The sequence below is a fragment of the Streptomyces showdoensis genome (assembly GCF_039535475.1).
Lineage (GTDB): Bacteria > Actinomycetota > Actinomycetes > Streptomycetales > Streptomycetaceae > Streptomyces > Streptomyces showdoensis.
This window is the reverse complement of record NZ_BAAAXG010000026.1, coordinates 404,578-424,479: the sequence shown is the minus strand read 5'-3', so window position 1 is coordinate 424,479 and position 19,902 is coordinate 404,578. Positions and strand designations below refer to the sequence as shown.

Below are 19,902 nucleotides of genomic sequence, written 5' to 3'. Positions count from 1 at the left end.
GGCGGCGGCCGACGCATCTCCCGCGTACGAACGAGGAAGTGAGCCAACCCGTGAGCGCAGTCTCTTCGCGCCTGCCCGTCTTCCCCTGGGACAAGCTGGAGCCGTACAAGAAGACGGCGACGGCCCACCCGGACGGGATCGTGGACCTCTCCGTGGGCACCCCGGTCGACCCGGTGCCCGCGCTGATCCAGGACGCCCTGGTCGCGGCGGCGGACTCGCCGGGCTATCCCACGGTGTGGGGCACGAAGGAGCTGCGGGACGCGCTCACCGGCTGGTGCGAGCGGCGCCTGGGCGCCACCGGCTTCGCCCACGAGAACGTGCTCCCGGTGGTCGGCTCCAAGGAGCTGGTGGCCTGGCTGCCGACCCAGCTCGGCCTGGGCGCCGGCGACCGGGTCGCCTACCCGCGGCTCGCCTACCCGACGTACGAGGTGGGCGCGCGGCTGTGCGGCGCCGAGGCCGTCGTCTACGACGACCCCACCGAGCTGGACCCGGCCGGTCTGAAGCTGCTGTGGCTCAACTCCCCGTCCAACCCGACCGGCAAGGTCCTCGGCAAGGACGAGCTGACCCGGATCGTCGCCTGGGCGCGCGAGCACGGCGTCCTCGTCTTCTCCGACGAGTGCTACCTGGAGCTGGGCTGGGAGGCCGACCCGGTCTCCGTGCTGCACCCGGACGTCTCCGGCGGTTCGTACGAGGGGATCGTCGCCGTCCACTCGCTGTCCAAGCGCTCCAACCTGGCCGGCTACCGGGCCGCGTTCATCGCGGGCGACGCGGCCGTCCTGGGCGAGCTGCTCCAGATCCGCAAGCACGGCGGCATGATGACCGCCGCCCCGGTCCAGGCGGCCACGGTCGCGGCGCTCGGCGACGACGCGCACGTGGCCGAGCAGCGCGAGCGGTACGCGGCCCGGCGCGCCGCCCTGCGCGCGGCCCTGGAGGCGCACGGCTTCCGCATCGAGCACAGCGAGGCCAGCCTCTACCTGTGGGCGACCCGCGACGAGCCGTGCTGGGACACGGTGGCCTACCTCGCCGACAAGGGCATCCTGGTGGCGCCCGGCGACTTCTACGGCGAGGCGGGCGAGCGCTTCGTGCGGGTGGCCTTCACGGCGACCGACGAGCGGGTCGAGGCCGCGGTCAAGCGCCTGGGCTGACGGACACGGGTGAGGGCCCGGGGGACGGTGCTCCCCGGGCCCTCACGTGTGCGTGGCGGAGGTCAGCCGCCGATCGGCAGCCCGCCGCCGAGCGGCAGGGTGGGCGCCGGCACGCCCTGGGTGGGCAGACCGCCCAGGGAGCCGCCGGTCGGGCCCTCGGCGCTCTCGGCGGCCGCGCCCGCGGTCCGGCCGACGACCTCGCCCGCGCTGCCCGCGGCGTCGCCGGCGACGTGCTGGGCGGCCGGGGTGGCGGTCTTGCCCGCCGTGCCCAGGGTCTTGCCGGCCGCCGGGACGGCCGTGCCGACGGCCGTGCTGCCGGTCTCGCCGACGACGCCGGTCGCGGTCTGCGAGGCGGTGTCCAGCGTGGCGCCCGTGGCGGCGCCGTCGAGCTGGGTCAGACCCGACAGGGCGCCGGTGGGGGCGAGGGACTGGTCCGCGGCGCTCGCGGAGCCGGCCGCGACGACCACCGGGGCCGCTCCGGCCGCGACGAGCAGGGCGGCGCGGGCGATCCGACGGGTCAGGGGGAGGGACATGGTGCTCCTTCGACGAGCGGGGGTGTGTGCGGTTGGACGCAGTGACAACCGGCCCCGGGGCGGGGGAGGTTGCGGACGCCGAAGGTAAAGAATGGGCAATGCGTCGTATTGTCGGGTGGGGAGGAAAGCGGACGAACGCGTCAATGCGCCGCCCGTCGCCGAACCGTCACTTCCCTTGTGCCACAAGGGGATTGCCGTGACATGACACGCATCGGGAAAGCTGTCCGGAGAGCTCTGCGACGCGCGCGCCGTATGACACGTCCGGGGGACGGTCCGTACGGCTGCCCGTGCGCTCTTCCGGGGCTCAGCGCGGCACGAGCCGGAGCCGCACCCAGGTGCCGTCGGTGCCGTCGGTGCCGTCGGCGCCCGTGCCCTTCGCCTTCTCCCAGCCGCCCGACGAGTCGTCCGCCCGCCAGACCCGGTCCCCGTACCCCACCTCGGCGACCCGCAGCTCGTCCGCCCGGGCCACCGCCCACTGCGCCAGTTCCCAGCCGCGCTGCTCCCGCGTCCCCGCGGACGCCCGCACCGGTACGGAGAGCTCGACGACGGCCGCCGCCCCCGACCCGGCCGCGGGCGCGCCCTTGGCGTCCTGGGGCGCCCGCTTCGGCGCGGTCCGCTCGCCGAAGGCCCGCACCACCTCGTCCCGCACCCGCGCCGGATCGCCCGGCCGGCCCTCCGAGACGTCCGCCGTGCACTCCAGCGAGGCCGGCGCCCGGCCGGTCAGCGCCGCCGACAGCAGCGCGGCGTCCGGCTCGTGCTTCGCGTACGCCTGGGGGAAGCCGCTGCGCTGCACCTTCTGCGCCGCCACCGTCAGCGGCAGCCGCGAATAGCCCGGGACCTTCTCCAGGCCCTCGTAGAACTTCCCCGACGAGTAGACCGGGTCGAGGATCTGCTCCGGCGTCCCCCAGCCCTGTGAGGGACGCTGCTGGAACAGGCCGAGCGAGTCCCGGTCGCCGTGCTCGATGTTGTACAGAGCCGACTCCTGCAGCGCCGTCGCCAGCGCGATCGTCACCGCCCGCTCCGGCATCCTCCGGCTGGTGCCCACGGCCGCGATCGTCGCCGCGTTGGACGCCTGCTCCGGGGTGAACTCGTACTGGTTCGCCCCGCTTCCGATGCTGCACCGCGGCGCGCCCTTGCTCCCCGTGACGTAGTGCACGGCCACATAGGCGACCAGGCCGAGGAGGACGGCGAACGCCGCCGTGAACCGGGCGCGGCGCCCGCGACGGACGGGGCTGGGGGGACGGGTGGGCTCGGACACGGGCCCCACCGTACTGGAGGCCGCGTTAGGGTCGGCACATGGCTGACACCGCTCCTGGAGAGACCTCGCTGGACCTCACGCTCGACGGCGCCGCGCTGACCGCCGCCCTGGTCGACTTCCCGTCCGTCAGCGGAACCGAGAAGCCGCTCGCCGACGCGATCGAGGCCGCCCTGCGCGGGCTCCCGCACCTCACCGTCGACCGGCACGGCAACAACGTCGTCGCCCGCACGGACCTCGGCCGCGACGAGCGGGTCGTCCTCGCCGGACACATCGACACCGTCCCCATCGCCGACAACGTGCCCTCCCGGCTCGACGAGGACGGCATCCTGTGGGGCTGCGGCACCTCCGACATGAAGTCGGGCGTCGCCGTCCAGCTGCGGATCGCCGCCACCGTCCCCGCGCCCAACCGCGACCTCACCTTCGTGTTCTACGACAACGAGGAGGTCGCCGCGCACCTCAACGGCCTCGGCAAGATCGCCGACGCCCACCCGGACTGGCTCGCGGGCGACTTCGCCGTCCTGCTGGAGCCCTCCTTCGGCGAGGTCGAGGGCGGCTGCCAGGGAACCCTGCGGGTCAAGCTGCACACGGCGGGCGAGCGGGCCCACTCCGCGCGCTCCTGGATGGGCTCCAACGCCATCCACGCCGCCGCCCCCATCCTCGCCCGCCTCGCCGCCTACGAGCCGCGCAAGCCGGTCATCGACGGCCTGGAGTTCCACGAGGGCCTCAACGCCGTCGGCATCGAGGGCGGCGTCGCCACCAACGTCATCCCCGACGCGTGCGTGGTCACCGTCAACTACCGCTACGCCCCCGACCTCTCCCCGGAGCAGGCCGTGGCCCACGTCCGCGAGGTCTTCGCGGACTGCGGCGTCGCCGAGTTCGAGATCGACGACGAGAGCGGCGGCGCCCTGCCCGGCCTCTCCCACCCCGCCGCCGCGGCCTTCATGAAGGCGGTCGGCGGCAGCGCCCACCCCAAGTTCGGCTGGACCGACGTCGCCCGCTTCAGCGCGCTGGGCGTCCCCGCCGTCAACTACGGGCCCGGCGACCCCATCTACGCGCACAAGCGCGACGAGCACGTGCACGTCGAGAAGATCCACCACTGCGAGGCAAGGCTTCGCGACTGGCTGACCGACTGATTCCCGGAATTTCGCTTTTCGTCACCTCCGTGGACCTACCCTGACCGGACCGGAAGATCAGTGGAACGGTGAAAGGAGCAGGCCATGGGTGTCCCCGAGGAGCCGAAGAAGCCGGAGGAGCAGAGGCTGGGACCGGTGCTCAGGCGCCGCGACCAGGTCCAGCCCGGCACCACGGACCAGCGCCTGCTCGACACCGAGGGCGACTCGGAGTGGGTGCACACCGACCCCTGGCGGGTCATGCGCATCCAGTCCGAGTTCGTGGAGGGCTTCGGCGCCCTGGCCGAACTCCCGAGCGCGATCAGCGTCTTCGGCTCGGCCCGCACCAAGCCCGACTCGCCCGAGTACGAGGCCGGCGTCCGCATCGGCCGCGCCCTCGTCGAGGCGGGCTTCGCCGTCATCACCGGCGGCGGACCGGGCGCCATGGAGGCGGCCAACAAGGGCGCCCGGGAGGCCGAGGGCGTCTCCGTGGGCCTCGGCATCGAGCTCCCCTTCGAGCAGGGCCTCAACCCGCACGTCGACATCGGCGTGAACTTCCGCTACTTCTTCGTCCGCAAGACGATGTTCGTGAAGTACGCGCAGGGCTTCGTCGTGCTGCCGGGCGGTCTCGGCACCCTCGACGAGCTCTTCGAGGCCCTGACCCTCGTCCAGACCCGCAAGGTCACCCGCTTCCCGATCGTGCTCTTCGGCTCGGAGTACTGGAAGGGCCTGGTCGACTGGCTCCGCGACTCGGTCGTCGCCGGCGGCAAGGCCTCCGAGCACGACCTCCTCCTCTTCCACGTCACGGACGACGTGGACGAGGCGGTCGCGCTGGTGACCAAGGAGGTCGGGCGCTAGGTCGCGAGCCAGGCGGGACTCTCCGGACACGACCCAGGTCGTCCGGCGTTCGAGGACCGCGGTGCGGGGCGGAGCCCCGGTCTCGGGAGGGCGGGGTGGGGGAGAAGCCCGCCGCAGGCGCCCGCTCCTCCCCGCGCCCGTTCCTCCCGCACCCGCTCCGGCTACGCCAGCCCGCGCCGGGCGACGGCGGGCGCCCGATGCCCCGCGATGGACGCCACCATGTCCAGCACCTGCCGCGTCTCGGCGACCTCGTGCACCCGGTACACCTGGGCGCCCAGCCACGCGGACACCGCCGTCGTGGCCAGCGTCCCCAGGACCCGCTCCTTCACCGGCCGGTCCAGCGTCTCCCCGACGAAGTCCTTGTTGGACAGGGACACCAGCACCGGCCACCCGGTCGACGCCATCTCCCCGAGCCGTCGCGTCGCCTCCAGGCTGTGCCGGGTGTTCTTCCCGAAGTCGTGCCCCGGGTCGATCATGATCCCGTCGCGCCGCACGCCCAGCGCGACCGCCCGCTCGGCCAGCCCGACCGTCACGCGCAGGATGTCGGCCATGACGTCCTCGTACTCCGTCCGGTGCGGCCGGGTCCGCGGCTCCACCCCGCCCGCGTGGGTGCAGACGAGCCCCGCGCCGTACTTCGCGGCGACCTCCGCGAGCCGCGGGTCGAAGCCGCCCCACGCGTCGTTGAGGACGTCCGCGCCGGCCTCGCACACCGCCTCGCCGACGTCCGCCCGCCAGGTGTCCACGCTGATCACGACGTCCGGGTGGCGCCGTCGGACCTCGGCCACGAAGCCGACCGTGCGCCGCGCCTCCTCCTCGGCCGTGACCTCCTCGCCGGGACCCGCCTTCACCCCGCCGATGTCGATGATCGCGGCACCCTCGGCCACGGCCTGCTCCACCCGGGCGAGGGCCGGCTCGTCGCGGAAGGTCGCCCCCTGGTCGTAGAAGGAGTCCGGGGTCCGGTTCACGATCGCCATGATCACCGGCTCGTGCGGCCCGAATTCACGCGGTCCCAAGCGCAGCATCCGTTTTGTCCTCCCTTGCGACCGGTCGCCGCATCGTCTGCGACCCTAACTGTCGGTGCCGCATGGCACGATCGGCACCGGACGTTTTCCACGGACGGGGAGAGGCGCGCGCTGGTGTTCTGGTTTCTGCTGATCACGATGGTCGTGGTCGTCGCGGCGGTCACCCTGGCGGTGGTCGGCGGCGGCGACAGCGAGGTGCTGCCCGAAGCGGCGCCCGAGCAACTGATCGACCCGCTCCCCGAGGCCCGCCCGGTCGGCCAGGCCGACGTCGAGGCGCTGCGCCTGCCCGTCGCCGTCCGGGGGTACCGGATGGCGGACGTGGACGACGTCCTCGGCCGCCTCGGCGCCGAGCTCGCCGAGCGCGACGCCCGGATCGCGGAGCTGGAGACCGCCCTGGCGGGCGCCGGACCGCGGGCCGCCGCGCCCCGGGACGAGGAGGAGGGCGCGTGAGCGACGGCGGGGCCGTCGCGGGGCCCGACGGACTGCTGCGCTGCCCGTGGGGCCTGTCGGCCGAGGACTACGTGGCGTACCACGACGAGGAGTGGGGCCGCCCGGTCCACGGCGACGACGCCCTGTTCGAGCGCCTGTGCCTGGAGGCCTTCCAGTCCGGCCTGTCGTGGATCACGATCCTGCGCCGCCGCGAGGGCTTCCGTACGGCCTTCTCCGGCTTCCGGATCGCCGAGGTGGCCCGGTTCACCGACGCCGACCGGGAGCGGCTGCTGGGCGACGAGGGGATCATCCGCAACCGCGCCAAGATCGACGCGACGATCGCCAACGCCCAGGTGCTCGTGGACTGGGCCCCCGGCGAGCTGGACGAGCTGATCTGGTCGTACGCGCCGGACCCGGAGGGCCGCCCGGTCCCGGCCGGCACCGGCGACGTCCCGGCCGTCACGGACGAGTCGACGGCCCTGTCCAAGGCCCTGAAGAAGCGCGGACTGCGGTTCATCGGCCCGACCACGGCGTACGCGCTGATGCAGGCCTGCGGTCTGGTCGACGACCACGTCGCCGGGTGCGTGGCGCGCGGCGCCGCCCGCTGAGGCGGCGCCGGCACTCCGGCGGGCCGCTCAGCGGCCCAGGTACCTCGGCCTCTCCTTGGCGATGAAGGCCTGCACGGCGATCGTGTGGTCCTCGGACGCACCCGCCTTCGTCTGGAGCTCGTCCTCCTTCTCCAGCGCCTCGGCGAGCGAGTGGTCCGCGCCGTACGCGAGGGACTCCTTCAGCGCCGCGTAGGCGACGGTCGGGCCCTCGGCCAGCGCGCGGGCCACCTTCGCGGCCTCCTCGGCGAGCGCCTCGGCCGGTACGAGACGGTTCACGATGCCCAGCTCGTACGCCTCCCGCGCGCCGATCGAGCGGGGGAAGAGCAGCAGGTCGGCCGCGCGGCTGTGGCCGATCAGCCGGGGGAGCGTCCAGGACATGCCCGAGTCGGCGGTGAGGGCGACCCCGGCGAAGGAGGTGTTGAAGGCGGCCGTCTCCGCCACCACCCGGTAGTCCGCCGCGAGCGCGAAGCCGAAGCCGGCTCCGGCCGCGACCCCGTTCACCGCCGCCACCACGGGCTTCGCCATGCCGGTGAGCGCCCGGACGATCGGGTTGTAGTGGTCGCGGACCGTGTTCATGGTGGCCTGCGTGCCGGACTCCTTGTCCTGGAGCAGCAGCCCGACGTGCTCCTTCAGGTCCTGGCCCACGCAGAACGCCCGGTCGCCGGCGGCGGTCAGCAGCACCGCGCGGACCGCCGGGTCGGCCGCGGCCGTCTCCACCGCCTCGCGCAGGGCGACCTTCGCGGCCACGTTCATCGCGTTCATGGCCTCGGGGCGGTTGAGGGTGATGGTGGCGAGCCCGTCGCTCACCTCGTACAGCACCGTGTCGGCCATCGCGGGGGTCCCTTCGCCTCATTGCGTCGATTGACCTGCCCAGCATGGCGGAGATCTCCGGCCCGCCGCATGTGACCTGCGTCAAAGAATCGGCGCCCGACAGCGGTGCGATGGCGGCGAAGTATCGCAGGTGGATCGGCGAAATATGCGGTTTTGTGAAAGCGCGTTGCGGAAGCGATGCCACCTGATGTTGGTCATCGGGTCCTGTGATGCGGGATAATGACCAGGAAGCAATCGTGTTCGATGCTGACGTTGAGCTGGTTTCAGGAAGGGGAACGAGCATGGCGGCCATGAAGCCGCGGACGGGTGACGGCCCGCTCGAGGTGACAAAGGAGGGGCGGGGCATTGTCATGCGCGTTCCGCTCGAAGGCGGCGGCCGGCTCGTCGTCGAGCTGACCCCGGACGAGGCGAAGGCCCTCGGCGACGCCCTGAAGGACGTCGTCGGCTGACGCCCCCCTGTCACGATTTTCCGCTTCTGCCCCGGTACGGTACCCACCGCGCCGGGGCAGAGGTGTACCGGGCCCGGTCCGGGCCCCGATCCGTCCCGCAGGCGCGTCAGCCGCCCCTGCGGACCGCGCACAGCAGGCCGTCGCCGACCGGCAGCAGGGTCGGCAGCAGCGCCGGGCTCTCCCGCACCGTGCGCAGCAGCTCGCGTATCCGCAGCACCTCGGCCGGCTGGGCCGCCGAGTCCACCGTACGGCCGTCCGCGAAGACGCCCTCGAAGCAGACCAGACCGCCGGGGCGCAGCAGGCGCAACGATTCAGCGAGGTAGTCCAGGGACTCCGTGCGGTCGCCGTCGCAGAACACGAGGTCGTAGCCGCCGTCCGCGAGCCGGGGCAGCACGTCCAGGGCGCGGCCCGGGATGAACCGCGCGCGGTTGCCCGCGAAGCCCGCCGCGCGGAACGCCGCCTTCGCGTGCGCCTGCCGCTCCGGCTCCATGTCCACCGTGGTCAGCACCCCGTCCGGGCGCATCCCGAGCAGCAGGTAGATCCCCGACACGCCCGTGCCCGTACCGATCTCCGCCACCGCCTTGGCGTCCGCCGTGGCGGCCAGCAGGCGGAGGGCCGCACCGGTGCCCGGCGACACCGAGGGCAGCCCTGCCTCCCGGGCCCGGTCACGGGCCCAGCGCAGCGCTTCGTCCTCGGCGACAAAGGCGTCGGCGAACGCCCAGCTCGTCTGCCGGTTGGCGGTAATGGCCCTCTCCTGTCCCCGTAGTTGACGCAGGCGTCGACTGTATCCGCTGCGCGCGGGAACCCGCAGATGGGACCGCGCGTTCCTACAGACAGGAAGCGAGTCGGGACGGCGGAACGAGCCGGCCCCAAATTCGCGTAAAGATTCTTATCCGGAGCTAACGGGCGAGGTGGCTATGGTAGGGGCTCCACTGGACACCACCAGAGCCGACAGGGGAGGTGCGGCTGCGCCTGCAGGTCGGAGACGCGTGCTTAGGCGCCTTCTCGGATCGACGGGTGAGCCGAAATCCGTGACCGACACCGCTGACCGTTCCCGCACCGCCGACTCCGCACCCACCACCGCGACCTTCGCATCGGATGCGGAATCGCAGGCGTGGACTCCGCCCAGCTGGGAGGAGATCGTCAGCACGCACAGCGGCCGGGTCTACCGGCTCGCCTACCGCCTGACGGGCAACCAGCACGACGCCGAGGACCTGACCCAGGAGGTCTTCGTCCGGGTCTTCCGTTCGCTGTCGTCCTACACGCCCGGCACCTTCGAGGGCTGGCTGCACCGCATCACGACCAACCTGTTCCTCGACATGGTCCGCCGCAAGCAGCGCATCCGCTTCGACGCGCTCGCCGACGACGCCGCCGAGCGGCTGCCCAGCCGCGAGCCGTCCCCGCAGCAGGCGTTCAACGACACCCACTTCGACGCCGACGTGCAGCAGGCCCTGGACACCCTCGCGCCCGAGTTCCGCGCCGCGGTCGTCCTCTGCGACATCGAGGGCCTCTCCTACGAGGAGATCGCCGCGACCCTCGGCGTGAAGCTGGGCACCGTCCGCAGCCGCATCCACCGCGGCCGCTCCCACCTGCGCAAGGCGCTCAAGCACCGCTCGCCCGAGGCGCGCGCGGAGCGGGCGCTCGCCGCAGTCGGCTGGGAGGGCGGAACGGCGTGAGCGGCACCCGTCCGTCAGCGACCCCAGCGGAGCGGCACCTCGCGGGCCAGAACCTCGCGGACCAGCACCTCGGGGACCGGCTCGCCGCGCTCGTCGACGGCGAGCTCGGCCATGACGCCCGCGAACGGGTCCTCGCCCACCTCGCCACCTGCCCCAAGTGCAAGGCCGAGGCGGACGCCCAGCGCAGCCTGAAGAGCGTCTTCGCCACCAGCGCGCCCCCGCCGCCCTCGGAGGGGCTGCTGGCCCGCCTCCAGGGGCTGCCGGGGGGACCGAATGACCAGGGGGGTCCTTTCGACGACCTCCTGCGCGGCGGCGGACTGCGGTCCGACGGCTTCGCCACGGCCGCTCCGGTCACCCCGCACTCCGGCTTCCGGATCCACGAGGTCGGCGACCGCGGCTCCGGGCGCGGCCGCCGGTTCGCCTTCGCGGCGGCGAGCGCGGTCTCCTTCGCCGCGATCGCGCTGGGCGGCACGCTGCCCCTCGACGCGGCGCGCGGCCAGGGCTCCGGCAGCAACGTGACCCCGCTGCGGGCCCCGGCGACCTTCGCCTCGGGCTCCCGCCGCGAGCAGCCGCAGGAGGAGGCGGCGCCCACCGTGGTGCCGGCCCGCCTGGAACTGTCCCCGTTCATACGCCCGGCGGCCCCCGCGCTCCGGCTCTCCTACGCGCCCGGGACCGCCCCGACCGCCACCCCCGCCCCCAGCCCCTCCCACCGCTGACCGGCGACCTGGTTGAATCCAGGGGCAGGGGCGCGCCCGACGACCGGTGGGCGCGGACAGGTCATCTGTTGCGGGGAGAGCATGAAGAACGGGAAGCCGACCTGGTGGAGCCGTCCGTCGACGACACCCATCCCGCCGCCTGAGCAGCCCCCGGCCCCGTCCCCGGACGCGGCGGGGGCCCGGGACGGGGACGCGGACTTCACCCTGGCCGCACCCGCACCGACCCCGGCACCCGCACCGCAGCCGTCCCCGGACGCGGCCGAGGCCCGGGACGCGGGGTCGCCCCCGGCCGGGCCCGAGGACGCGCGGCCGGCCCCTGCCGAGGCCGGGACCGGGCGACCCGAGGCCGCGCCCGACGCGCCCGTACTGTCGAAGGCCCCCGCTCCGGCGGCCGAGCCCTCGCCCGTGCCCGCTCCGGCGGCCGAGCAGGCCGACGCGCCCGCCTCCTGGCTCGACCCGGAGCCCGGACCCGAGTCCGTCGACCCGCGCCGGGCCGTGCCCGGCCGGCCGGACCAGGTCCCCGCCGGACCCGACCCCACCGGGCCTCTCCCGGCGACCCCGGCCGCCGAGACCACCCCGGCCGCCCCGACGGGCTCCGACGCCGCCGCGGCCCCGGCGACTTCGGCGGAACCCGCCGCCCCCGCGGCGCCCGCGCCCGCCCCCGTACCGGCACAGCCGGAACCGCAGCCCCAGGCCCAGCCGCTGCACGCCCCCGATCCCTACCGCACGCCGCCCTACGGCGAGCCGGGGCCGTGGGCGCCCGCGCCGCCCGTGCAGCGGCCGATGGCCGTGGCGCCGGCGTACGACCCGTGGGCGGCCGCCGCGCCGCTCGCGGCCGGGCCGATCGTCCCGCCGGTCACCGTGAAGCAGAAGAAGCCGCGGCGCGGCCTCGCGCTCGTCGGCGCCCTGGCCTTCGCGCTGGTCACCGGAGTCGTCGGCGGCGGCGTCGGCGCGTACATCGAGCGCAACGGCGGCCTCACCACCGTCGAGCTGCCGCAGGCCGGACCGGAGTCCTCGGGCCGCGCCCCCGACAGCGTCGCCGGCATCGCCGCCGGGGCCCTGCCGGGCGTCGTCACCATCCACGTCAGCGGCAGCGGCTCCTCGGGCACCGGCACCGGCTTCGTGCTCGACACCCGCGGCAACATCCTCACCAACAACCACGTCGTGGACGCCGCCGCCGCATCCGGCGAGATCTCCGTCACCTTCAGCAACGGCGAGTCCGCCCGCGCCAAGCTCATCGGCCGCGACACCGGCTACGACCTCGCCGTCATCCGGGTCTCCGGCGTCTCGGGCCTCAAGCCGCTGCCGCTGGGCAACTCCGACACCGTCCGCGTCGGCGACCCCGTGGTCGCCATCGGCGCCCCCTTCGACCTCTCCAACACGGTCACCTCCGGCATCATCAGCGCCAAGGAGCGCCCGATCACCGCCGGCGGCGAGAAGGGCGACGGCACCGACATCAGCTACGTCGACGCCCTCCAGACCGACGCCCCGATAAACCCCGGCAACTCCGGCGGCCCGCTGCTCGACTCCCAGGGCCGGGTCATCGGCATCAACAGCGCCATCCGCGCCGCGAGCAACGGTTCCGAGAGCGGCGGCCAGTCCGGCTCCATCGGCCTCGGCTTCGCCATCCCGGTCAACCAGGGCAAGCGGGTCGCCGAGGAGCTCATCAACAGCGGCAAGGCCACCCACCCGGTCATCGGCGTGAGCCTCGACATGCAGTACACCGGCGACGGCGCCCGGGTCGGCGCGAAGGGCAAGGACGGCGCCTCCTCCGTCACCCCCGACGGCCCCGCCGCCCGCGCCGGCATCAAGCCCGGCGACGTCATCACCAAGGTCGACGGACAGCGCGTCCACAGCGGTGAGGAGCTGATCGTGAAGATCCGCGCCCACCGCCCCGGAGACCGGTTGAAGCTCACGCTGACCCGCGACGGCAAAGAGCAGACAAAGACGTTGACGCTCGGCTCCTCCACGGGCGCCTAGGCGCCATGTGGAGGACACCACGAGGTACCCGCCAGGCAGTTTCGGCGGGTACGGTGGACCGGGCCCGGGACCGGCGTGAAGGAGCTACAGGGTGTTCAGCGACATAGGCGCACTCGAGCTGGTGACGCTCGTGGTGCTCGCCGTGCTCATCTTCGGTCCGGACAAGCTGCCGAAGATGATCCAGGACGTCTCCCGCTTCGTCCGCAAGATCCGGGAGTTCTCCGACAGCGCCAAGGCGGACATCCGCAGCGAGCTCGGCCCGGAGTTCAAGGACTTCGAGTTCGAGGACCTCAACCCCAAGAACTTCATCCGCAAGCAGCTCGCGGAGAACGAGGACCTCAAGGAGCTCAACGAGCTCCGCTCCAGCTTCGACCTGAAGAAGGAGATGAACGAGGTCGCCGACGCCGTCCACGGCCGCGAGACCGCGCCCGCCGCGCCCGCCGCGGTGAACGGCTCCGCCACCCCGGACCTCCTCAAGAAGCAGGACAAGCCGGACGCCGGCGAGCGTCCGCCGTACGACTCCGACGCCACCTGACGACGGCCTGTCACCGACCCACTGCGGCACGGTGGCTATCCTCCCTCTGTCGACATGAAGAGGAGCGGCCGAGATGAAGACGACGAGTCGGGTGGAAGCCGAGGGGTTCCTGCGCGCGCCCTTCGCCTGGTACGGGCTCGACGAGGCGTTCACCGGCCCGCGCCGGCTGATGCAGATCGGCACGGCCGCGGACGGCACCGTCCAGTACGGCTCGATGGGCCACGGTGACGAGCCGTCGATAAAGTCCGAGGCCGTGGCCGTGGAGAAGGAGCGGTTCGCCGTCGTCGTGACCGTCGCCGCGAACCCGGTGCGCCGCACCGGCGACGGCACGGGCGTCCTGGAGGCCACCACGGTCTCCTCCGCGGCCTGGCTGGCCGGCTCGGGCCTGCTGGCCCACACCTGGCCCGCCAACCTCGACCACACGCGGCGGGACGACTGGCTGGACCAGCAGACGGAGACCGCGTTCGAGCTCGCCGACGACCTCGAAGGCCCGGCCTGGTCGACGCTCTCGCTGCCGGTGGACGGCGTGCCGGTGCCGTTCCACTACCGCGAGTCCGAGTTCGGCTGGGTGCTGGCCGGTTCGGCGACCGGCGTGCACATCGGCGCGTACGGGCGGGGGATGAGCGCGTACGGGCTCGGCTTCTCCGCGGTGAAGGACCTGGGCCAGTACGCCTGACGGCGGCAGGACCCGCTGGAACGCGAAAGGGCGCCCCGGAGGGCGCCCTTTCCCTGTCCTGGACGTCTCAGAACTTGTTGCGCGGCGTGATGCCCAGGCTCATGCCCGACAGGCCGCGGGCCCGTCCGCCCAGCTTGCCGGCGATCGCGCGCAGGGCCGCGCCGGCCGGGGAGTCCGGGTCGGACAGGACGACCGGCCTGCCCTCGTCGCCGCCCTCGCGCAGCCGCACGTCGATCGGGATCGAGCCCAGCACCGGGACCGTCGCGCCGGTGGTCTTGGTCAGCCCGTCGGCGACCTTCTGGCCACCGCCCGTGCCGAACACGTCGACCATCTCGTCGCAGTGCGGACACGGCAGGCCCGACATGTTCTCGACGACGCCGACGATCTTCTGGTGGGTCTGCACGGCGATCGAGCCGGCCCGCTCCGCGACCTCGGCCGCGGCCTGCTGCGGGGTGGTGACGACCAGGATCTCCGCGTTCGGCACCAGCTGCGCGACGGAGATGGCGATGTCGCCGGTGCCCGGCGGCAGGTCGAGCAGCAGGACGTCCAGGTCGCCCCAGTACACGTCGGCGAGGAACTGCTGGAGCGCGCGGTGGAGCATCGGGCCGCGCCACACGACCGGGGCGTTGCCCGGGGTGAACATGCCGATGGAGATGACCTTCACGCCGTTCGCCGACGGCGGCATGATCATGTTCTCGACCTGGGTCGGACGCCCGTCCGCACCCAGCATGCGCGGCACGCTGTGACCGTAGATGTCGGCGTCCACGACACCGACCTTCAGCCCGTCGGCCGCCATCGCCGCCGCCAGGTTGACCGTCACCGAGGACTTGCCGACACCGCCCTTGCCGGAGGCCACCGCGTACACGCGGGTCAGCGAGCCGGGCTTGGCGAAGGGGACCTCGCGCTCGGCGGTGGTGCCGCGCAGCGCGGAGGCGAGCTCCTTGCGCTGCTCGTCGCTCATCACGTCCAGCGTGACGTCGACGCCCGTGACGCCCTCGACGCGGGAGACGGCGTCCGTCACGCGCTGGGTGATGGTGTCGCGCATCGGGCAGCCGGAGACCGTGAGATAGACCGTGACGGCGACCCTGCCGTCGGATCCGATCTCCACCGACTTCACCATGCCGAGCTCGGTGATCGGTTTGTTGATCTCGGGGTCGTTCACCGTCGCCAGTGCTTCGCGCACCGCGTCTTCCGTAGCCATAGGGAGATGGTACGGCGACGACCACCGGCTCATGAAAGCCCTGTCAACGGTCGGGTACGTCACTCCCGCGCGCGCCCTCCGACGGGAATAGACCGTCGCGCTCCTCCCGCCGCTCCTCCAGCTCCTTCAGCAGGTCCTGGAGCTCCGAACGCATCCAGTCGCGGGTCGCCACCTCGCCCAGGCCCATCCGCAGCGCGGCGATCTCCCGGGTCAGGTACTCGGTGTCCGCGATCGAGCGCTCGTTCTGCTTCCGGTCCTGTTCGAGGTTGACCCGGTCCCGGTCGTCCTGCCGGTTCTGCGCGAGCAGGATCAGCGGGGCCGCGTAGGAGGCCTGGAGCGACAGCATCAGGGTCAGGAAGATGAACGGGTAGTTGTCGAAGCGCAGCGAGTCCGGCGCGGAGACGTTCCACACCACCCAGGCGATGATGATCACCGTCATCCAGACGATGAACCGCCCCGTCCCCAGGAAGCGCGCGATCCGCTCCGACATGCGCCCGAAGGCCTCCGGGTCGTACTCGGGCAGGAACCGGGGCCGCCGCACCCGCGGCTGGTCCAGCCGGATCCGGGGCAGCGGCCGCTCCCGCTCGCGATCCCGCTCCCGCTCCTGTGTGCGCTCAGCCACCGTGCACCCCCTCCTCGTGGAACTCCGTCTCCCGCCAGTCGTCCGGCAGCAGGTGGTCGAGCACGTCGTCCACGGTCACCGCCCCCAGCAGCGAACCGCTCTCGTCCACCACCGGCGCCGCGACCAGGTTGTACGCGGCGAAGTAGCTGGTCACGGCCGGCAGCGGGGTGTCCGGGCCGAGCGGCGGCAGATCGCTGTCGACGAGCGAGGAGACCAGCGTGAACGGCGGGTCCCGCAGCAGCCGCTGGAAGTGCACCGTGCCCAGGTACTTGCCCGTCGGCGTCTCGTCCGGCGGCCGGCACACGTACACCTGCGCCGCCAGCGCGGGGGACAGGTCCTGCTGGCGCACCCGGGCCAGGGCGTCCGCGACCGTGGCGTCCGGACGCAGCACGATCGGCTCGGTGGTCATCAGACCGCCCGCGGTCCGCTCCTCGTACGACATGAGCCGGCGCACGTCCGCCGCGTCGTCCGGCTGCATCAGCGTCAGCAGCCGCTCCTTGTCCTCCTCCGGGAGCTCGGAGAGCAGGTCGGCCGCGTCGTCCGGGTCCATCGCCTCCAGGACGTCGGCGGCCCGCTCCTCCTTCAGCTTGCCCAGGATCTCGATCTGGTCGTCCTCCGGCAGCTCCTCCAGGACGTCGGCGAGCCGGTCGTCGTCGAGGGCCGCGGCGACCTCCGCGCGGCGCTTGGGGGAGAGGTGGTGGAGCACGTTGGCGAGGTCGGCGGGGCGCAGCTTCTCGAAGGTGGCCACCAGGTTCTCGGCGCCCTGGCCGTGCTCCTCCAGGGAGAAGCCGGTGACGGCGGACCACTCCACGGTCAGCGTCTCGCCCTTGCGGCGCAGCGCCCCGCCCTTGCCGCGCCGGACGAAGACCTTGTCGATCTCCCAGTCGCGGCGGGCCGGCAGCTGCTGGATGGCCACGTCGAGGACGGTGACCTCCTCGCCCTCCTCGCCCTGCGGCCCGACCAGCCGCACCCGCCGGTCCAGGAGCTCGCCGAGGACCAGGCGCTCGGTCGGGCGCTGCTCGAAGCGGCGCATGTTGACCACGCCGGTGGTGATGACCTGGCCGGACTCGACCCCGGTGATCCGGGTCATCGGCACGAACACCCGGCGCCGGGAGAGCACCTCCACGACCATGCCGAGCAGCCGCGGCGGGCGGCGGCCCACCCGCAGCATGGCCACCAAGTCGCTGACCCGGCCGACCTGGTCGCCCACGGGGTCGAACACCGGGACCCCGGCGAGGTGCGAGACGAAGATCCGGGGGGCGCCTGCCGCCATGCCACGCGCCTCCTGGGTGCCGCACGATTCGGGTCGATTTCCAGCTTTGCCTGGTTCAGGCTAGCCCGTGCCGTTGCGAGGCGCTCCGGCAGAGCGCCCGTCCGGCTGCCTGCGGCGTCTTCACCCGGCCCGGGTACGCTGCGGTCTGCCGTCCCCACCGGCAACCGGCGCCCCCGGGCGCGTCCCCCCACCGACACGAGAGGCAGCCTCGGTGACCGTTCGCCCCCCGTCCTCGCGCATCCGCACGGCCGCCCTGCCCCTGGCGCTCTGCGCCGGCCTGGCGGCCTCGCTGGGCGCCTGCGCCGCCGACCCGGACGAGGGGACCAACGGCGTGGGCAAGCTGTCCGCGACCGCCATCGAGGAGAAGGCCCAGTCGGCCGCCGACGGCGCCAGGGCGGTGCGCCTCGCGGGCACGCTGGTCAGCAAGGGCGGCACGTACAAGCTGAACATGCGGCTCAAGCAGGACGGCGCGAGCGGCTCCGTGACCACGAAGAACAGCACCTTCGAGCTGCTGCGGGTCGGCGACGCGCTCTACATGAAGGCCGACGCGGGCTTCTGGACGCACGACGACGCCTCCACCGAACCGCCCTCGGACGCCGGTTCCGAGGCGGCCGACAAGCTCGACGACATGTACGTGAAGGTCCCGCAGGACGACCCCGCCTACAAGCAGCTGCGCGGCTTCACCGACATGGACCTGCTGCTCGACGGGCTGATCGGGCTGCACGGCGACGTCCTCAAGGGCGACCGCGACAAGATCGGCGGCATCCGCACCGTCAACGTCAGGGGCGGCGAGGACGCCGAGGGCGGCTCGCTCGACGTGTCCCTGGAGGGCACCCCGTTCCCGCTGCGCTTCGCGCGCGGCGGCGGCGCGGGCGTGGTGATGCTCTCCGAGTGGGACAAGGACTTCCCGCTCGCCGCCCCGTCGAAGAACCAGACCCTGGACTACGGCAAGCAGCTGCCGCGCACCTGAGGCGCGACCTAGCCCTTGCGCTTGCGGCGCTTCAGGAGCAGCTTCGGCAGGCCCGCCGGGATCGGGCGGCGGGTGAGCACCGGGGACGGCAGCGGGGCGGTGGCCAGGGAGCCGTCCGGCAGGTCCGTGGTCGAGGAGCGGGGCTCCAGGCGCACCACCCGGCACTCGCGCGCCCAGCGCTCGGGCATCGCCTCGCCGTCGTGCGCGTTCAGCCGCTTGCCCTTCAGTTCGGCGACCGCCGCCTCCCAGGCCTCGCCGCGCGGGGCGAGCTCGCTCACCGCGGCGGTCCAGGCGACGATCCGGCCGCCCTTGTCCTTGCTGCGGACGGTGACCTCGGCCGTGCCGCCGTCCACCAGGCCGGGCAGCGGCTGCTCGCCGGGCCCGTCGCCGACGACCAGCGCGGCGCCGTCGAGCCAGATGTGCCAGAGCGCACGGGCGGCCGCGGCCTCGCCCCGTACCCAGATGAGGCCGGACTTCTTGGTGGCCTCCTCGACGAGGGCGGACCCGAGCAGCGCGTCTGTCATGCCCCGCAGCCTACCGAGCGCGGCCGGCGCTACAGCCAGCCGTTGCGCTTGAGGGTGCGGTGGATGGTGAAACAGATGGCGGCGATGCCCACCAGCACCATCGGGTAGCCGTACTTCCAGTGCAGCTCCGGCATGTGGTCGAAGTTCATGCCGTACACGCCGCAGACCGCCGTCGGGACGGCGACGATCGCCGCCCACGAGGTGATCTTGCGCATGTCCTCGTTCTGCGCGACGGTCGCCTGCGCCAGGTTGGCCTGGAGGATCGAGTTCAGCAGCTCGTCGAAGCCGACGACCTGCTCCTGGACGCGCGCGAGGTGGTCGGCGACGTCCCGGAAGTACTTCTGGATGTCGGGGTCGACCAGCCGCATCGGGCGCTCGCTGAGCAGCTGCATCGGGCGCAGCAGCGGCGTGACGGCCCGCTTGAACTCCAGTACCTCGCGCTTGAGCTGGTAGATCCGGCCGGTGTCGGTGCCGCGGGTGGAGCCCTTGGCGGGCGGTGAGAAGACGTCGATCTCGATCTGGTCGATGTCGAGTTCGACGGCGTCGGCGACCGCGATGTAGCCGTCGACGACGTGGTCCGCGATGGCGTGCAGCACGGCCGAGGGGCCCTTGGCGAGCAGCTCGGGCTCGCCCTGGAGGCGGTGCCGGAGGTTGCGCAGCGAGCCCTGGCCGCCGTGCCGGACGGTGATGACGAAGTCGGGGCCGGTGAAGCACATGACCTCGCCGGTCTCGACGACCTCGCTGGTGGCCGTGAGTTCGGCGTGCTCGACGTAGTGGATCGTCTTGAAGACGGTGAAGAGGGTGTCGTCGTACCGCTCCAGCTTCGGCCGCTGGTGGGCGTGGACGGCGTCCTCGACGGCGAGCGGGTGGAGCCCGAACTCGGCGGCGATACCGGCGAATTCGGACTCGGTCGGCTCGTGCAGGCCGATCCAGGCGAAGCCGCCGCTGTCCCGTACCTGGCGCATCGCGCCGCGCGGCGTGAGGCACGCGTGGTCGTCCACCCGGCGCCCGTCGCGGTAGACGGCGCAGTCGACGACGGCGGTGGCGGCCGTGGGGTCGCGGGTGGCGTCGTAGTTGGCGTACGGGGAGGCGGTGTCGGTCTTGCGGAGGGGGTGCCGCAGGGAGGGGCGGACGGCGGCGCGCAGGTCACGGATCATCGACATGGGCATGCTCCTTCACGGAGAGGCCGTCGGCGAGCATGGCGCAGCCCGGAATGGGGACGTGGTGCTACGTCGTCCACAAAGCGGGCGGCACCGAACGGTCGCGATGACGGCGTTCGCTACAGACAGGCAAAGAGAGGTGCTCTTCCGTCGTGCGAGATGCCGGAGAGGAGGGGCCCGAACGGGGCCCGCGTCACCGGAGGGAGGAACGCACCGGGCTGGGGTGCGGGGCGGAAGAGCGCTTGGTACTGCCCGATCGACTTCGATCCACCGCAGTCCCACCTCCTCCGGCCGGTCCCTCGTGAGGGATGACGTGTGACGAGCAGT

General features: G+C 73.1%; 23 protein-coding genes. 13 read left to right on the top strand and 10 right to left on the bottom strand.

The genetic code is table 11. The annotated features are described in order from the left end of the window. Positions 1-50: 50 nt before the first annotated feature. Positions 51-1,145: a bifunctional succinyldiaminopimelate transaminase/glutamate-prephenate aminotransferase gene (locus ABD981_RS14445; RefSeq protein ID WP_046911646.1), complete on the top strand. Its 1,095-nt coding sequence runs from the start codon at positions 51-53 to the stop codon at positions 1,143-1,145. A 62-nt stretch (positions 1,146-1,207) separates the two neighbouring features. Here the strand turns inward: ABD981_RS14445 and ABD981_RS14440 are convergent, their stop codons facing one another. Further along, entirely contained in the window at positions 1,208-1,678 is a 471-nt protein-coding gene (locus ABD981_RS14440) for a hypothetical protein (RefSeq protein ID WP_046911645.1), read from the bottom strand. A 304-nt stretch (positions 1,679-1,982) separates the two neighbouring features. Continuing rightward, positions 1,983-2,945 carry a VldE C-terminal domain-containing protein gene (locus ABD981_RS14435; RefSeq protein WP_382748417.1) on the bottom strand — a complete coding sequence of 321 codons (963 nt, stop codon included), beginning with the start codon at positions 2,943-2,945 and terminating at the stop codon, positions 1,983-1,985. A gap of 29 nt (positions 2,946-2,974) precedes the next feature. Here ABD981_RS14435 and dapE point away from each other — a divergent pair, with 29 nt between their 5' ends. Then, entirely contained in the window at positions 2,975-4,069 is a 1,095-nt protein-coding gene (gene dapE, locus ABD981_RS14430; protein WP_046911643.1) for a succinyl-diaminopimelate desuccinylase, read from the top strand. Positions 4,070-4,153: 84 nt separating this feature from the next. Then, positions 4,154-4,903, top strand: a complete 750-nt coding sequence (locus ABD981_RS14425) for an LOG family protein (protein WP_046911642.1) — start codon at positions 4,154-4,156, stop codon at positions 4,901-4,903. Positions 4,904-5,064: 161 nt separating this feature from the next. Here the strand turns inward: ABD981_RS14425 and folP are convergent, their stop codons facing one another. Further along, positions 5,065-5,925 carry a dihydropteroate synthase gene (gene folP / locus ABD981_RS14420; RefSeq protein ID WP_046911641.1) on the bottom strand — a complete coding sequence of 287 codons (861 nt, stop codon included), beginning with the start codon at positions 5,923-5,925 and terminating at the stop codon, positions 5,065-5,067. Positions 5,926-6,039: 114 nt separating this feature from the next. Between folP and ABD981_RS14415 the strand changes: the two genes are divergently transcribed. Continuing rightward, positions 6,040-6,375 carry a DivIVA domain-containing protein gene (locus ABD981_RS14415; protein WP_046911640.1) on the top strand — a complete coding sequence of 112 codons (336 nt, stop codon included), beginning with the start codon at positions 6,040-6,042 and terminating at the stop codon, positions 6,373-6,375. Beyond that, positions 6,372-6,962: a DNA-3-methyladenine glycosylase I gene (locus ABD981_RS14410; protein WP_046911639.1), complete on the top strand. Its 591-nt coding sequence runs from the start codon at positions 6,372-6,374 to the stop codon at positions 6,960-6,962. The genes ABD981_RS14415 and ABD981_RS14410 overlap by 4 nt, the downstream gene beginning before the upstream one ends. Before the next feature lie 27 nt (positions 6,963-6,989). Here the strand turns inward: ABD981_RS14410 and chcB are convergent, their stop codons facing one another. Continuing rightward, positions 6,990-7,793 (bottom strand): 2-cyclohexenylcarbonyl CoA isomerase, encoded by an 804-nt coding sequence (gene chcB, locus ABD981_RS14405; protein WP_046911638.1) that lies wholly within the window; start codon positions 7,791-7,793, stop codon positions 6,990-6,992. Between the two features lie 44 nt (positions 7,794-7,837). On the opposite strand from chcB, the gene ABD981_RS14400 reads away from it, so the two are divergent. Beyond that, positions 7,838-7,981 carry a hypothetical protein gene (locus ABD981_RS14400; RefSeq protein ID WP_165591033.1) on the top strand — a complete coding sequence of 48 codons (144 nt, stop codon included), beginning with the start codon at positions 7,838-7,840 and terminating at the stop codon, positions 7,979-7,981. Positions 7,982-8,074: 93 nt separating this feature from the next. Next, positions 8,075-8,242: a DUF3117 domain-containing protein gene (locus ABD981_RS14395; RefSeq protein WP_205628308.1), complete on the top strand. Its 168-nt coding sequence runs from the start codon at positions 8,075-8,077 to the stop codon at positions 8,240-8,242. A gap of 106 nt (positions 8,243-8,348) precedes the next feature. Here ABD981_RS14395 and ABD981_RS14390 read toward each other — a convergent pair whose 3' ends face one another. Continuing rightward, entirely contained in the window at positions 8,349-9,017 is a 669-nt protein-coding gene (locus tag ABD981_RS14390) for an O-methyltransferase (RefSeq protein WP_046911637.1), read from the bottom strand. Between the two features lie 142 nt (positions 9,018-9,159). On the opposite strand from ABD981_RS14390, the gene sigE reads away from it, so the two are divergent. The 5 genes from sigE to ABD981_RS14365 all read left to right on the top strand — a co-directional run bounded on the left by sigE (position 9,160) and on the right by ABD981_RS14365 (position 13,825). Beyond that, positions 9,160-9,918, top strand: coding sequence for an RNA polymerase sigma factor SigE (gene sigE / locus ABD981_RS14385; RefSeq protein WP_123955165.1), 759 nt, complete (start codon positions 9,160-9,162; stop codon positions 9,916-9,918). Continuing rightward, entirely contained in the window at positions 9,915-10,634 is a 720-nt protein-coding gene (locus ABD981_RS14380; RefSeq protein ID WP_046911635.1) for an anti-sigma factor family protein, read from the top strand. Before sigE ends, ABD981_RS14380 begins: the two co-directional genes overlap by 4 nt. An 81-nt stretch (positions 10,635-10,715) precedes the next feature. After that, complete coding sequence (locus tag ABD981_RS14375; RefSeq protein ID WP_046911634.1) at positions 10,716-12,614, top strand: trypsin-like peptidase domain-containing protein; 1,899 nt, start codon at positions 10,716-10,718, stop codon at positions 12,612-12,614. 91 nt (positions 12,615-12,705) lie between these two features. Further along, on the top strand, positions 12,706-13,149 hold the full coding sequence (locus tag ABD981_RS14370) for a sec-independent translocase (RefSeq protein WP_046911633.1): 444 nt from the start codon (positions 12,706-12,708) through the stop codon (positions 13,147-13,149). Positions 13,150-13,222: 73 nt separating this feature from the next. Next, positions 13,223-13,825, top strand: coding sequence for a hypothetical protein (locus ABD981_RS14365; protein ID WP_046911632.1), 603 nt, complete (start codon positions 13,223-13,225; stop codon positions 13,823-13,825). A gap of 67 nt (positions 13,826-13,892) precedes the next feature. Here ABD981_RS14365 and ABD981_RS14360 read toward each other — a convergent pair whose 3' ends face one another. Genes ABD981_RS14360 through ABD981_RS14350 form a run of 3 tightly spaced genes read right to left on the bottom strand, consistent with a single transcriptional unit; the run spans position 13,893 to position 16,921 of the window. Further along, complete coding sequence (locus tag ABD981_RS14360; RefSeq protein ID WP_046911631.1) at positions 13,893-15,026, bottom strand: Mrp/NBP35 family ATP-binding protein; 1,134 nt, start codon at positions 15,024-15,026, stop codon at positions 13,893-13,895. A gap of 43 nt (positions 15,027-15,069) precedes the next feature. After that, positions 15,070-15,648, bottom strand: coding sequence for a DUF1003 domain-containing protein (locus ABD981_RS14355; RefSeq protein WP_046911630.1), 579 nt, complete (start codon positions 15,646-15,648; stop codon positions 15,070-15,072). Beyond that, the gene (locus ABD981_RS14350; RefSeq protein WP_046911629.1) at positions 15,641-16,921 is read right to left on the bottom strand and encodes a magnesium transporter MgtE N-terminal domain-containing protein; all 1,281 of its coding nucleotides are present in this window, start codon (positions 16,919-16,921) and stop codon (positions 15,641-15,643) included. Before ABD981_RS14350 ends, ABD981_RS14355 begins: the two co-directional genes overlap by 8 nt. Positions 16,922-17,132: 211 nt before the next feature. Here ABD981_RS14350 and ABD981_RS14345 point away from each other — a divergent pair, with 211 nt between their 5' ends. Next, positions 17,133-17,891: a hypothetical protein gene (locus tag ABD981_RS14345; RefSeq protein ID WP_046911628.1), complete on the top strand. Its 759-nt coding sequence runs from the start codon at positions 17,133-17,135 to the stop codon at positions 17,889-17,891. Positions 17,892-17,899: 8 nt separating this feature from the next. On the opposite strand, the gene ABD981_RS14340 is transcribed toward ABD981_RS14345, so the two are convergent. Further along, positions 17,900-18,415, bottom strand: coding sequence for a hypothetical protein (locus ABD981_RS14340; protein ID WP_046911627.1), 516 nt, complete (start codon positions 18,413-18,415; stop codon positions 17,900-17,902). A gap of 29 nt (positions 18,416-18,444) precedes the next feature. Further along, entirely contained in the window at positions 18,445-19,578 is a 1,134-nt protein-coding gene (locus ABD981_RS14335; RefSeq protein WP_046911626.1) for a magnesium and cobalt transport protein CorA, read from the bottom strand. Positions 19,579-19,902 lie beyond the last annotated feature (324 nt).